Source organism: Candidatus Nitrospira salsa (genome assembly GCF_965152625.1).
Genome location: NZ_CBCUCO010000002.1, coordinates 664,326 through 678,086, shown reverse-complemented (window position 1 = coordinate 678,086; position 13,761 = coordinate 664,326). Strand labels below are relative to the sequence as shown.

The following is a 13,761-nucleotide window of genomic DNA, read 5'->3' as shown; positions in this document are numbered from 1 at the left end:
AAGTTGAAAAAATTACGTAGGCTGAGCGCATATGCTCGCTCTAGGCTGTGCGAAATAAGGTAGGTATTATTCAGACCAAGCAATTAATGAATTGTCGTCCGTACGCTCAATCGGACATTGTCGGCATAAGATTCCATGTAGACGAATTATTAAATTGGCTTATCGACGATTTCGATGACCGACCGTTTCCTCTTCGTACTGACTTGAAAGGCGTTTGGTCTCAGGGTGAAGGGTATAGCCCTGTCCTTTGACTATATCGCGGGTACGAAAGAGCGGGCTCAACATGCCGCTTGGGTGTAGATAGCCTCCACGAAGAGGAACAGACCGGTTTTGATGATGAATGAGATGGCACGGCACAGGTCGAATACTCGTGAGCCATGCCGCCAGATCTTGAGGATTGCCAATTGAGGCAGACAACAAGAGGAGCCGGGCTTGGGTCGGACAAAAAATGATCGTTTCTTCCCAAACCACTCCACGTTCTGGGTCAGCTAGGTATTGTGATTCATCTAAGATCACAAGGCCAAGCGTGTTGAGTCGAAGATCGACTTCTCCACTCGCGGCATCATAGAGCAAATTCCGCAAAATTTCTGTGGTCATAATCAAAAGCGGGGCTTGAGCATTGTCTCGTCGATCCCCTGTAAGAATTCCGACGTTCTCGGAACCAAAGAGTTGAGAGAATTCCATGTATTTTGTATTTGAGAGCGCTTTGAGTGGTGAAGTGTAGATCACCGTGCGTTCCTGTTCGAAGGCATATTTTGTCGCTTCGATCGCAACGAAGGTTTTGCCACTTCCAGTTGGCACACTCACAATCACATCAGTCGTGGCCAGTTGTGTCACGGCCTCTTGTTGCCATGGGTCCGGATGAAACTCTTTTGTTGGAGGGGGTACGCCAAGTCCCTCAAGCAATTGAGACACGGTGACGGGTGGAGGCAATGAGGATGTCGTGTGTTTCGCTTTCGATTTTTGAGGTAACGGCTTCTTTTTCACAGGTCCACGAGAAGGTGCAGGGTCTGATGCTCGGACAGACATTTGGGTTTTATACTGTAATACATCGGTCTCTAAGGCTTCACGTGATTCCGAAGGGAGAGAGAGAAATACGTCAATTAACCGATGTTTGCCAAGGCGGAAATGACGATGAACTCGTCCCTGAGCGAGCTTGTGAAGATGACGAAGTGGAAGTGATTCAAGAAGACCTACGAGTTCATCATTCGTCATGGATAGAGCCTTTTACGGAAGTTCTTCAAGGACTTCCCGCCTCATCGTGGTGATGGCTGTGCTGGCGGTTTCAGCTAGACTAGGATGTGAAGCTTTGAGTGTTTGCAATTGAGAGAGAAATTCGATTGTTCTGGCAAATAGTCGATAGACATCACCTTCAGCCATGGTCGTCATGCGAACAAGTGATACCCATTTCAGATTCGGATCACGAACCCACATATCAGTTAATGCGGCCACATCTGTCCGGAGAAGCGGAGGTTCTTCATACGACGCCAGGGAGCTTGCGACAGCACGAACGTGGTGCAGCATGGTGCTGAGCCCTGAACTCATTCGAAGGAATGTTCCAGGCCGATCATCGTCATGAGCAATACTTGCCATCATGGCAGCCAAAAGCGCAGGCTCAATGGCCGCAAACGCTTCCATTCGAATCAGTTCCGTGATGAGAAGGGAATGATCGATGCGAATCAGCCGAGCCCATTCACCTTCTGAGGTCAATTCAGACGTCGCGGTCAAATAGCCAAAATGATGTAACACATCGCTCTTTTCCTGAAATCGGTGCCACAATCCTGTCCGCAGAGCTTGAATGGTCTTTGTGAGCCCTTTTTCTTTTTGGCGAAGTCGTGATGCCGTCGCATGATCTTTTCGGCATGCCGCATGCGACGAACAACTCGGGCACGAGAATTCATCCGTGAGGACCGCAAGTATTTGCTGATCTTCTTCCTGTTCTTTTTCGACAAGAACGGGTAACACCGGGAGTCCAACGGGTAGGGCATTCAGTTCCTGAGCGAGACGAGAGAGCGTATTGGCCTGACACCAGGGAAAAACTCTAAGAGGTTTGAATTCGAGCACATGGTCATACAGCTGATTCACCATCACCAATGGGCATTCTGTGATTGTGCCCTTCGCGCGCAAGATCGACAACATCGGATGTCGTTGTCCGCGACTTCGATATTGACGAAGAATCACGGCAAACCCTTTTGAGACTTGAATCACTCGGCCCGGAGTAAGGAACGGCAATTGCGCGGCAGTAGCGGGTGAGTCTTGATGCGTGACTGGACGGCGTTGGGCTTTCCTTCGTTTGGCTTGGTCAAACACCTGCCATTGCGTGATCCAATCAGTACAGACTCGCGGACCGTAGGGCTGCATATTTTCATGGATGGTATCAAGATGGTTTTGATGAACTTCCGCTCTTCGGTTTAATTGGAATTGGGCAAAGCTTTTGGCCAAAATTCCTTCGATATGATCAAGAGGGTGAGCTTTTAATAAATTGAGCACCATGGGATATGAAATGACAAACTGACTTTCTATCGGCTCGGGATAACCTGTTAGGCCTTTTCCTAAGACCTGAAGGTCAATATAGGGAGACGGGGTAATGACGACGAACCCAATCAAGTCTTTTCCTCTACGTCCACCACGCCCCGCCAGTTGTTGAATCTCTCCGATGGTCAGATCAGAAAAGTCCCTAGCCTTTCGAACGCTTGATTGGGTAATCACAACAGTCCGTGCTGGGAAGTCGACACCCGCCGCTAAGGTCGTGGTCGCAAAGACGGCATCTAAATACCCTTTTCGCATCAATTCTTCAATGGCGATTTTCCACGAAGGAAGATGCCCCGCGTGGTGTGCCGCAACGCCGCAGCGGGCGACAGTCGGCATGAGTGGATGTCCGGTGATACTTGGGTACTCGACGGCGAGTTGCTCTAAAAATGTGGCAATCGTCTGGGTTCGCTGGGGAGGAAGGTGGGTCGTACTTCGTTCGAATGCGGTAATCGCATCGTCACAAGCTCGACGAGAGGTTAAAAAGACTATCGCAGGAGTCAGCTGTTTTCTGCGAAGAACGTCTACTAAATCAACTGGGTGAATAGCTGGTGGCATGTACGACGGTTAATTGTAGCAAGATTTCATCAGAAGATAAAACTGACCATGTTCAATAACATGTTTGATGAGCTCACTTCCATTGGGAATTTAAATGGAGGTTTTTGGAACAGATTTAAGAACTACAACGAAATGACAGCAGATGCCGAGACTTGCAAGGAATGTGTCTTTAAGACCGCCCAGGAGGTGACCGATAAACTTGTTAAGAGGAAATCATGGTAGATGTTATAGTTCGAGGAGTGAAAGGCGCGACGGTTGTAGACCTCCATGGTCGTCTAGATATCAATGCGCGGTGGCATTTTAAAGCCATTATGAACCAGTGTTGTTTGAATGAGTCAGAACATTTAATTATCAATCTTGCCGGGTTGACCTTTATTGATAGTGCAGGTCTGGGGTTTCTTGTCTCGGCATATATGCAATTTACTGGATTAAAACGACGAATGACCTGGATTCAACCAAGAGGCTTGGTGGCGACGTTTCTTGATGAATTGAAACTTCGAGAGCTTGTGCCCATTTTTGAGTCCGAAAAAGAAGCCATGTCCGAGCTATAGCCTATCGTTCTTCGCCTCATCAGGCTTAGAGCATTTCTTCTCCTTAACCGCGCTTTTGTCAGGTCTCATTCAATCGTCACTCATATCTCATTACATCATTTAAGCTCATGGGTGTTTTCGTTCCGGAATTTTGAGAAAGTCTATGGCTTCGGCTTTGATCGTTTGGTCATAATAATCAGGCGATTTTTGATTTTTTCTCGTACGATTTTAACTCGAACCTCCCACGCATCAACAAAAAATTGTGTTTCACTCACTTCCTGATTCAAGTCCGCGCGTATACCTGGCGCTTTGTGGAGCTGAAGCAGTTGAGTCGGAATGGCACTTCGATGTCCCGAAATCAAAAAACTGATCGCACAGCACACCATTGCGCATGCCCCAATTTGTACACCAAATACTTCAAGAGACAAGAGAACCGCGGTGATTGGCGTGTTGACAGACCCGGCTAAGAGTCCGGCAATTCCTAATGCGGCGAACACTCCCGAGTCGAGAGCGAACAGATTCCCGAATACTGAACCGGCAGTCGCGCCCACAAAACAAATGGGCAAAATCACACCTCCGCTTCCGCCAAAGTTCAATGTCATACTGGTCAGAATTATTTTGAGCATAAACACGTACCAGAGGACTGATTGACCTGCAACCGCCTCTTGAATGACACGGTCTCCAAGCCCCAAGGCACTCAGAGAGGAGAGTGACGCGATTCCGAGAATGGCCAATCCACCAAGGAAGGCCAAAAGTGGGGGAGGGAAAGGAGAGAGGAAGGCAATTCGTTTTCCCAAATTTATCCCCTCAATCAGGACAAGGGCACATAGACCAAAACAGACACCGGCAAGAATCGACCAGAGGAGGAGCGGGGAGGAAAACAGGACAGAAACCTCGACTGAAGATGTCCAAAAAGAAATACCGAAAAACAGCGTCACTTGATGTCCGACAACAGCCGCAATAACTGACGGGAGCAGAACCTGATAGGCCAGAGCCCCGACGAAAAGTGCTTCAACTCCGAAAAACGCTCCGGCAATGGGTGTTCCGAGCACTGAGGCAAATCCTGCACTAATACCGCAAATGACCAGTGTCTTTCGGTCATCATCAGAAAAGCGAAAGATCTCAGCAGCCCATGACGCTACGGCACCGCCAATTTGTGCGCACGGACCAACATTGCCGGCAGAACCTCCCGTTCCAATTGTCAGTAGCGTCGCAATCAGTTTGGCTGGAATCACTTGCGCCTTGATGCGTCCCGATCGAAGGTGGACGGCTTGAATCACCCGCTCGACGCCTTGCCCACCCGCTTCAGGCGCTAATGAACTCGTAATCCACGCGGAGACGCTTAACCCAATAGGCAGGAGGAACAGACTATACGGAATCCGAGTCGTCTCCGCGATCATCATCTGCAGGGCTTTTAAAAAAAAGGTGGTTGATAAGCCCACCAAGAGTCCCACTCCGGTCGCCAGAACCAACCATTTGGCTACATTGATCAATAATATGAATTCTTCGGTAACACGCTTATTCATATGAGTGGGACACGGCCGACGGGCAATTGTCGAAGATCATGTCACGATCACAAAAGAGTTCATGGAGGTCGAACGGCTTACTACTTTTTAATAATTGAACTGAGTTTTTTACATGTGTCAATAACCAATATTGTAAATCTGATTGATCAAGTATGTTGGCAGATAACAAACATAGGAGGCGTATTGGACCGACTCGTTCATTGAAAGTCAATAAACTTCAAGAATGGACTGGAATCGTTAGAAAGATAGTTCCCGGAAATTAACGATACTTTTACCCTGAACGCTTAAGAAATTCATTGATTGACAGCATGAAATTTTGAATGATAGTTTGAGTCCAATCATCGTTCATTTATCACCCGTTTTATTCCACTCACATCGCATAGGCGCATAGAATGAGTCCACCACGGACATTTGCCCTTCTCTGTTCAGTCGCCTTCTTGGCGTTTGTCAGCTACGACTTGGTGCGCAGACCGGCTCTTGCCCTCTTTGCCGGATCGTTAGGAGCGACACCGATTACCGTTGGCATTCTCGTTGCGCTCTCGACACTCACTGGGGTCTTGTTGAAACTTCCGGTCGGCGTCATGTCCGATCTCCTCGATCGAAGAAAGTTTATGATCAGCGGTCTGCTGGCTTTTGCACTTCCGCCATTTCTCTATCCCTTGATTTCTGATTTGACCATTGTGGGCATGCTCCGTCTTGCTCATGGGCTGGCGACAGCTCTGTATACCCCACTGGCGTTAGCGATGGTTGCACAGATGTACGCAGAGCGACGAGGAGAAGCTATGGGTTGGTACACCGCAGCTGCTCAAGGTGGAGGGTTGCTTGGACCGATGCTTGGAGGTGTGCTTGTCTATGCGGTGGGCTTTACTTCTACGTTTGTGACTGCAGGCATTTTTGGTGTACTGAGTCTGTTATTATTTTTGTGCATGCCCCAATCTGCACATCCGACATTAAAAACTCAGCGTACAAACCGAAAACTTTTCTTAGAGGTGCGACAGGGCATTCAAGATATTCTGAAACATAGAGGTATTCTCACCACTAGTCTCACTGAAGCCTCAAAAATGATGGCGAATGGAACGCTCATGGCCTTTCTTCCTCTCTATGGTCTTTCGATTGGGCTCAATGCCGCTGAGGTTGGCGTCTTATTTGGTATTCAAGCATTCACATCGTTGTTAGCCAAACCACTTATGGGCAAAGTCTCGGATCGTCTCGGACGGCAACCACTTATCATTGTTGGATTATGTCTCTGTGGCGGCATGCTTATCCTTATTCCGCAGATACAGGTGATGCTTATGTTACTCATTGTTTCCGCATTCTTTGGACTTGGCGAGGCGGTGATCACATCTTCTTCGACAGCCTTGATTGCGGATCTCTCTCACCATTCCTCTCTCGGAGCAGGAATGGGTATGCGAGGAACAATTATGGACATTGGCCATGCAAGTGGGCCTGTGATCGCTGGCATTCTTATTGGCAGCATCGGTTATAGTGGGGGGTTTACCGTGATAGGTATTTTCCAGTTTATTACCGCGGTGGTATTCGGTATGATCATGATAGGGAACCGGAGAGGAGCCATGATATAGTATCAGCCTACCCCCTAAAATGCTGAAAGGATGGAGTCGATGAGAGAAGGGATGGGCACGGGAGATATTATCGTTGGCGTCATTGCCGCTCTTGGCGTTGTGGTGATGATTGTAGTGTTTTTCGTGGTGGTAAAAACCGTATTTTTAAAGAAAGATAAAGAGTAGCGTGAAGATGTCTTCAAACGGACAGATGCTCAACATTCTGACGAGGATTTAATGTTTAGTGGTATAGTCGAAGAAATGGGCGCGGTCAAGTCTGTGCAAAAAGGACTGCATGGGACTCGGCTGTCGATACTGGCAGCAACGATTCTTGAAGACATCCATATAGGAGAAAGCGTGAGTATTTCCGGTGCCTGTCTGACGGTGACGGATTTTGGAGCACAAGATTTTTCGGTGGATGTCTCTCCTGAAACACTGAACATCACAACACTTGGTACCACCAGTGTTGGCACTCCAGTGAATCTTGAGCGTGCGATGAAACTGAATGAACGTATTGGTGGTCATCTCGTCACCGGTCATGTCGATGGGGTTGGGACAATTCGACGGAGGGAACAAGACGGGAATGCAATTCAATTGACGATTGAGGTCCCAGATTCAATTGCACGGTACTGTGTCAAAAAAGGATCAATAACTGTAGAAGGGATCAGTCTCACCATTAATGACGTCTCAGATAATTCCTTTGCCGTTACGATTATTCCACATACCGCTAAAGTTACGACGATGGGCTTAAAGCAAATTGGTAATTCAGTCAATCTTGAAACAGATTTAATTGGAAAGTATGTCGAACGCCTGCTTCAATCAAGCGGAAAAACTTCCGCTCAACCCACTCCGGTCATCAATCGCGATTATCTACAAAAGCGCGGTCTCATCTAGGTCACATCTGATTATCATGCTTCGTGATCGTCCATTACTTCGATTGTTTCTGTTTATCACGACGTTTATTGTTATCGTTCCGATTGTGTTGTGGGGAGTCGTTCAATGTTATGAAGTGATCTGTTCTTCGTGCGAATGCTGTGAAGGATTGCCAAGGCCACAGCGACAGTGATCTTGGCCATGAAGTGGATGTCGGTTACAGTGACTTTTGCAATTTTCGAGCTTGATAGCGCCAACTTGTTTCACAGGCCCGATAATATTCGGTCGCTTGTTGATAGCGAAGCTTTTCCTGCTCAGTCAATTTTGCCGGTTCGATGACCTCAACAAGTTTCTTATATCGTTGAAAATATTGATGACAGCTTCGATAATCTTTTTTATGAAACGCAATATAGCCCATATACACCAGGGCATTGTAGTCGTTCGGCTTCACGGTTAAGACGTTGGTGTACGCGAACTCTGCCTCGCCCAATTGCCCAAGTCCCATATGAACTGTACCGAGCCAACTTTCAACTTGATAGTTGTTCGGGGTTAATTCTCGAGATCGTTCTAAGTGTGTTAAGCTTTCCTGTCGATTTCCAACATGATAATTCGCTTCGCCAAGCATGAGATGGACATGCGCATCGTCTGGTTGTAACGTTGCTGCTAAATTAAGTTTCTCAATCGCTTGCAAAAATTTTTTCTCTAGTCCCAACAATCTTCCCTCTGTTTTGAGCTGTTGAAATGTTGATTCGTTCGAGACTCCATGAACGGTCTCTCCAATTGAGACGTCAGGTGCGTTCGTACATGACAGAAGCATTGTGGCCATGCCAAAAATGCAAGAGATTTTTGCAATATGGAACATGTGTGGCTCTTTTCAATTGAGATGATAAGTTGACCGCCAACAAAGTCGTTGGCGAAATGGACTGTGCCAGGAACTCAATCGGCAGATGTCGTTAAGGCAAGAATAATGTGATAGCTCTAGGCAGGGCTATACCCCATTTGGGTAGGTGCGGTGAGAGTTTACAGAAACTGACAAGACGTCATAGGAAAGAAACTGAAGGGCATGACAAAAGTCAATTAAACTATATAAAATTGTGTCCGTCAGGAAGGAAAACTGTGGAGCTCGTCCAATGCAGAAGGATAGGGGGGAGAGTGGTTTCTGAATTTCCCATACATGCTTCGATAGGCAAACGTGTTCCGGGTTACTAGCTGTTACAGCCCATACGTGTTGTGTGTAGGCCTAACGTTCATAGAATTACTTAGATCCAAAATCCTGTGAATCTCCACGATCTGTTTTTCTTGAGTCGTCGAGTAGAGATTTCTTCAGTCGCAAAAGATTAACATCCATGAGTCGGATCACCGAATCACGCACACAGGCAGTTGTCTACCAGGCCTTTGATAAGTCCTTCAAATGCCTGAGACAAACGATCGGATACAATTATTGTGCAAGTCTCTTTTATTCTTACGAACAATCTTGTTGCAGTGAGAAGACAAAAAGACTTTTCGCCATAGCTTAGGCGTTTGGACGACTCTGAAAAGCGCTACGGATTGCTTCAGACAATTCATTCGCAACGCTTCCTTTGCTGATATATTTCATAGCCCCGGCATCATACAGGGAGGCTTCAAGTTGGGAATCCTCGTGGACTGACAGACCGATAACCGACACCGTGGGATAGTTATGCGTAATAATCTTGGAAGCTTCAATGCCATTCATAATTGGCATGTTGATATCCATAATCACGATGTCTGGACATTCGACTTCTTTGACAAATTGAATGGCTTCTTTGCCATTTGTGGCTTCACCCACCACATGGAAATCTTTATGATTTTCCAGTAGAGTGCGAACACCTTGGCGTACGAGTGCGTGATCATCCACAAGAAGAATTCGAATGGTTTGAGAATTTGGTCGTTGTTGCGTATTTCGCAGTACGTGATCTGATGGAGCTGAGGAATGGCTGGTGTAAGCATCGTCAGTATATATCCAATCAGTTGGAACCATGACCTGAGCTCGTGTTCCTTGGCCTGGGGCAGATTCTATTTCTAAACGACCATCGATGGCTTCCAACCGTTCTCGAATACTAAATAAACCATATTTGCCGGTGTGAGTGTGTTTCGTCTCCTGCGCTGAAGGATGAAATCCGACGCCTCTGTCTAGGACCATGACTTGGACGTATTCTTTCCTATCTCCTTGGATAGAAACAATCGCATCGGGGACGCCCGCATGTTTTACAATATTAAAGAGGAGCTCGCGCACGGATTGATACACCAGTACGGCTTTATCTTCAGGAAGCTGAATCGTGTAATCGTTGTCCAGCACCTGAACGTGAAGGCCATGGCGGACCATTTGTTCTCCAAGCCATCGCAGGGCTGCCACTAATCCGAATTCGTAAAGAATCGTTGGACTGAGCTCGGCTATTAAGGTTCGAGTGTAGGTGAGGGATTCAGCGAGAATATCATCTATATCTTTCAGGCCAGATAAGGATGTACTACGCTGCATCTCCTGATTCACCTGAGAAACTTTCATGCGGCAGACCACAAGCAGTTGTGCTAAGTAGTCATGAAGTTCTGTGGCAAGCCGTCTTCGCTCTCGTTGTTCTGTCAACGCTAGCTCAGTGGCCATGGTGCGCAAATGTGTTTGGTAATTGCTTAAGGCAAGGGTACGGTCTGCGACACGCTGTTCCAAGGTTTCATTCAGTTCCTTTAGTTCCCGCTCGGCTTGTTTCCTATTCGTAATGTCGGTAGCCACACCACAAAGGGCATACGGTTTACCATTTGAATCAAACAAGGGGAATTTGATGGAGATATACGTATGTATGGCCCCACTGTGCATGACTGATTCTTCAAATTCAATCGGTATGAGGGTGTCGAGGACCTTCTGGTCGTTTTCGCACAAAGTCTTTGCGATCGAGTTGGGAAATAACTCATAATCGGTTCGACCGATAATCTGTTCGGGAGGTAAGCGAAAGATCATTTCAAGTTGTTTATTGAGGAGACGGTAGTGTCCGCTCAAATCCTTCAGAAATACAATTGCCGGTGAGTGGTCTAAAATGGCTTGAAGTCGGTGTTCACTTTCTCGCAGGGCCTGTTCAACATGATGTTGCTCTGAGATATCTCGCTCAATGGCAGAACTACCGATGAGTTGATTCATTGCATCATGAATCGGTGAAATCGTTAATGAAACATGTACGTGTGTTCCATCCCGCTTTTTCCGTTCCGTTTTCCATGAAGTGACGGCTTCTCCATTCCGAAGCTTTTCAAAAATGCGGGGGAGTTCATGTTCGTATCCACTCGGAAGAAGACGAGAATAGTGTTCGCCTAGTATCTCATCTGAGGAATAGCCATATAATTTTTCCGCTCCCTTGTTCCAACTGGTGATCGTGCCATCTAAGGTGGCGCCAATAATGGCATCTTGTGACGATTGAACAATAAACGCAAGTTGAGCCAACTGTGCTTCAGTCCGTTTCCGTTCCTCGAGTTCGTTTTGCGCTGATTGATACAAATTGGCATTATCAATGGCGATGGCGGCTTGAGCGGCAATCCCTTTAATAATGTCTTCATCCTGTACGGTAAACATGGCGGTTTGAGAATGTCCGAAGAATAAACCACCTAAAACCATTCCATTTCGTGATATGACGGGGACGCCGAGATAGCTGCGAACCGGGAGATGGCCTTGGGGCATGCCGTAGTGCGGAGCCATTTTTCCATATCGTTGATCTTGAGTGACGTCGTCCAAACGAATGATGCGCTCTCCGCGAAAGGTTGGTCCAAACAATTCTGTATTTCTTGGCATCGGAAAATTTTGAAATGCTTCACGAGGAACACCGGAAATAGAAAAGAGATCATAAGATTCTCCCTTCTCCTTGATTTGAGTGTAAAAGAATGCACCAAACTCAGCTCCGATAAGCTCTGTGCACGCATCTGTTACGGCTTGAATTAACCGTTGTAGATCAAGTTCGGCCACCAAAGAACTGCCTATCCGATTTACGGCTTCAAGGGTATGAGTCTGTTGCAGAAGTCGGACCTGAGATTGCTTTCTCTCGATAGCAATGGCGATGGATTTCGATGTCAGTGAGAGTAATTGACGTTCGCTATCGGTGGGGAGGCGTGGTGAACTATAATAGAGTGCAAACGTACCAAGCACGTGGCTTCGATGACTGAGTATGGGAGTCGACCAGCAGGCTCGCAAGCCATGTGAAAGAGCGAGATCCTTATACTCCCGCCAGTTTGAATCGTCTGCAATACTTTCTGTATACACTGTGTCGCCACGATAAGCTGCCACTCCGCACGATCCGGCTGCGGGTCCAATCGCCAATCCATCTGTCGCTTGACGATATTCTGGAGGCAATGACGGTCCAGCCCCGTAACGAAGATGACGACCATCCTGATCAAGAAGAAGAATTGAAGCGAGAAGTGATTTTTCCGCTTGCTTTTCAAGCAGTAAGCACAACTGATTCAACATCTCGGTAAGTGGCATCTCTTTAACCACTAGTTCCAACAAGTGATTATGATAAAGGGCGAGGGTTTCAGTCTGTTTTTGTTGGGTGAGATCAATCAGGGTAATGACGCAACCAATGATGTGTCCGGTATCATCACGTAAAGACCGACCGCTCATGAGAAGGTCAAATGTTTTGTCATCTTCTAGTTCGAGTCGAACGTCAATGCCTTGAACAGATGTGCCGACAAGAAGTTGGTCTATGAGACTGCTCGCTTGAGTTAAATTATGTTTCTCTGATTTTTTGTCGTCTGTCCCATTTGAAAATTTCAAAGGAAACATATGATCAAACGGCTGGAACAAATAATATTTTGAACAAAGACGATTGGAGGCAGTACTGGCTCGAATAATTCTTCCCGTATGGTCACATACGATAATCGCTTCTCCAGTCTGCTCGAGAATCGATCGTGAGAGTTTTTCTTCCGTCAAAATTCGCTCATGCTGTTTTCGTTCTGTCAAATCGGTCAGAATGGTGCAAAAAACCCTGGAGTCGGAAAGTTGAATAGATGTGATGCTTATATACACGGGGAGCGTGCCATGCTCTCGCACCTGTAACGTGAGCTCGTTTGTTTGAGAATGAGACTGAGATAGGGGGAGTTGTTCGAGAAAAGAAGATTGGTCTTTTTCCAGAAGGCAATCCTGAAACGGCAATCCCAGAAGACTGTCACTGGATTGAGCGACCATTTGCGCAAAGGTCGTATTGCAATGAAGAATGATTCCGTCAATATCCATGACCACGGCACCCTGTGCCATATCATCGACGATTCGACGATAAAGGTGATCGGCCGTTGTGAGTGTATAGACTTGTTCTCCACCATCCTTTTCAACAACTAACGCATCCACTGCACCTGTCCGAATCGCCTCTAGCGTGTCCTCCGCTTCTTGAAGTCTTTGGCGAAGTCTGTCTTCTTCAATGGATTGAGGAGAACGCTTATCGGATTTATGTTTCATCGCACGACGAATGCAAGTAATTGTAGTGAGATCCTCAGTTGAGAGAATTTTCTGTTTCTAATGGCAATCCTAACGTACGAAGCACTCGGTGACTGTCGGATAGATCTCCAATAACTCGAGTCTGAGGACCAGGACGTTCCTTGACAAGTGTTGGTGCAGCAAGAATGTGCTGTGCTCGTGCTAACGACGGTTGATGATATAAATCGATTATTTTAAGATCGCAGTTTTGAGGAAGGTACTTGTCGCAGATGGCGTGAATGTTTGCGATCGCACGAATGGAGCAATGTGTTGCGCCAGTGACGTACAGTCGGAGAAGGTACGGCAATGGTGTGGACCTACGAGATGACTGTTTCGAATATTTTGAGGGAATTTTGTTCATAAGAATACAATCTTACTATATTATCGTCGGGGCTTGCGAACGAAGTTGTAGTCCGATCAGCACCCGTTCCGTATTCGATAAATCACCAATGATTCTACGTAAGGGAAGAGGCAATTTTCTGACAAGAGTCGGGATGGCGACGACTTGATCTTCGCGAGCCAATTCCGGCTTCTGTAATAGATCAATGACTTCGATGGTATATTTTCCCTCCAAATGTTCTTGACAGATTTTTCGTAAATTGGAAATGGCCACAAGCGATTTTGGCGTTTGTCCTGCGACATATAAACGCAGTTGGTAGAGATGGAATTTCTCCCCAATTTTTTTCCGTGTATGTGTTTGTTTGAGCTTTCTTCTCATTTCGAAG

The 13,761-nt window shown here is 46.7% G+C and carries 11 protein-coding genes; 4 read left to right on the top strand and 7 right to left on the bottom strand.

Features of this window, described 5'->3' with window-relative positions; translation table 11 throughout:
* Positions 1-159 precede the first annotated feature (159 nt).
* Complete coding sequence (locus ACWQXP_RS04790) at positions 160-1,215, bottom strand: DEAD/DEAH box helicase (protein ID WP_454061707.1); 1,056 nt, start codon at positions 1,213-1,215, stop codon at positions 160-162.
* 12 nt (positions 1,216-1,227) lie between these two features.
* On the bottom strand, positions 1,228-3,087 hold the full coding sequence (locus ACWQXP_RS04785; protein WP_454061706.1) for a hypothetical protein: 1,860 nt from the start codon (positions 3,085-3,087) through the stop codon (positions 1,228-1,230).
* Between the two features lie 215 nt (positions 3,088-3,302).
* On the opposite strand from ACWQXP_RS04785, the gene ACWQXP_RS04780 reads away from it, so the two are divergent.
* Positions 3,303-3,638: an STAS domain-containing protein gene (locus tag ACWQXP_RS04780; protein ID WP_454061705.1), complete on the top strand. Its 336-nt coding sequence runs from the start codon at positions 3,303-3,305 to the stop codon at positions 3,636-3,638.
* A gap of 140 nt (positions 3,639-3,778) precedes the next feature.
* Here ACWQXP_RS04780 and ACWQXP_RS04775 read toward each other — a convergent pair whose 3' ends face one another.
* Complete coding sequence (locus tag ACWQXP_RS04775; RefSeq protein WP_454061704.1) at positions 3,779-5,143, bottom strand: chloride channel protein; 1,365 nt, start codon at positions 5,141-5,143, stop codon at positions 3,779-3,781.
* A gap of 392 nt (positions 5,144-5,535) precedes the next feature.
* Between ACWQXP_RS04775 and ACWQXP_RS04770 the strand changes: the two genes are divergently transcribed.
* The 3 genes from ACWQXP_RS04770 to ACWQXP_RS04760 are packed head-to-tail and all read left to right on the top strand — an operon-like array spanning position 5,536 to position 7,596.
* Positions 5,536-6,723, top strand: coding sequence for an MFS transporter (locus tag ACWQXP_RS04770; protein WP_454061703.1), 1,188 nt, complete (start codon positions 5,536-5,538; stop codon positions 6,721-6,723).
* A gap of 39 nt (positions 6,724-6,762) precedes the next feature.
* Positions 6,763-6,888, top strand: a complete 126-nt coding sequence (locus tag ACWQXP_RS04765; protein WP_454061702.1) for a hypothetical protein — start codon at positions 6,763-6,765, stop codon at positions 6,886-6,888.
* A gap of 51 nt (positions 6,889-6,939) precedes the next feature.
* A complete protein-coding gene (locus ACWQXP_RS04760; RefSeq protein ID WP_454061701.1) occupies positions 6,940-7,596 on the top strand; it encodes a riboflavin synthase in 657 nt (218 codons plus the stop codon).
* Between the two features lie 196 nt (positions 7,597-7,792).
* Here ACWQXP_RS04760 and ACWQXP_RS04755 read toward each other — a convergent pair whose 3' ends face one another.
* The 4 genes from ACWQXP_RS04755 to ACWQXP_RS04740 all read right to left on the bottom strand — a co-directional run bounded on the left by ACWQXP_RS04755 (position 7,793) and on the right by ACWQXP_RS04740 (position 13,754).
* Positions 7,793-8,437 (bottom strand): tetratricopeptide repeat protein, encoded by a 645-nt coding sequence (locus ACWQXP_RS04755; protein ID WP_454061700.1) that lies wholly within the window; start codon positions 8,435-8,437, stop codon positions 7,793-7,795.
* Positions 8,438-9,088: 651 nt separating this feature from the next.
* A complete protein-coding gene (locus ACWQXP_RS04750; protein ID WP_454061699.1) occupies positions 9,089-13,018 on the bottom strand; it encodes a PAS domain S-box protein in 3,930 nt (1,309 codons plus the stop codon).
* 34 nt (positions 13,019-13,052) lie between these two features.
* The gene (locus tag ACWQXP_RS04745; protein ID WP_454061698.1) at positions 13,053-13,343 is read right to left on the bottom strand and encodes a circadian clock KaiB family protein; all 291 of its coding nucleotides are present in this window, start codon (positions 13,341-13,343) and stop codon (positions 13,053-13,055) included.
* A 69-nt stretch (positions 13,344-13,412) separates the two neighbouring features.
* Positions 13,413-13,754: a circadian clock KaiB family protein gene (locus ACWQXP_RS04740; protein ID WP_454061697.1), complete on the bottom strand. Its 342-nt coding sequence runs from the start codon at positions 13,752-13,754 to the stop codon at positions 13,413-13,415.
* Positions 13,755-13,761: the final 7 nt, after the last annotated feature.